We start from the raw sequence: 657 nt of genomic DNA, 5'->3' as shown, positions 1-657 counted from the left end.
AGATCTCCGGCCGGTAGCTATCTGTTAACAGATTGACAGTAGATTTCCTGTTCGGTGCATCGTCCGTCACTTCAAAATAAACCTGATATGCACTGCGCGAGTAGTTAATATCTTTCTGTTCATAACGCCTGTACTGTTCTTCCAAACGTCTCTTGAAGTCTTCCCAATCCTTATTCTTCGGATCGCTCCAGGCGATCTCTGCCAGTGCCGCTCCTCTGGGATAGGTCATGTATTCGTTATGGTCTGGTGAATGGATGTATTCACTCCACAGATTTCCCTGCACGCCCAATATATACTTCTGTTCTTCGGCTGTAAGTTCTTCCGACATGGGGTCATAGCCATATACTTTCCGCAGCGGGGTATGTCCCCATATGGCGTAAGGTTCTATATAGGGTTCCCCTTGGAAATAGTCGAAATACATATGTGAGGTCGGAGTCATCACCGCCGGATGGCCCATCTTCGCTGCGGCTATCCCACCTTTTGTCCCACGCCAAGACATTACTGCCGCATTGGGCGCCAATCCTCCCTCCAGTATCTCATCCCACCCGATTATTCTTCTTCCTTTACTACGGAGAAATCTCTCAATCCGGGTTATAAAGTAACTCTGTAGTTCGTGTTCGTCCTTAAGGCCTTCTTCCTTTATGCGCTTTTGACAGT

At 47.8% G+C, this 657-nt stretch carries 1 protein-coding gene; it reads right to left on the bottom strand.

Translation table 11 applies throughout. From position 1 onward, the window contains the following. The coding region (locus tag G5B30_RS17125; protein WP_165321229.1) for a family 20 glycosylhydrolase at window positions 1–657 on the bottom strand (657 nt) is incomplete at both ends.

The sequence above is a fragment of the Sphingobacterium sp. SGG-5 genome (assembly GCF_011043525.1).
In the GTDB taxonomy this organism is placed as follows: domain Bacteria; phylum Bacteroidota; class Bacteroidia; order Sphingobacteriales; family Sphingobacteriaceae; genus Sphingobacterium.
Note: the sequence above shows the minus strand (reverse complement) of the source record. Positions and strands in the feature narration are given on the sequence as shown.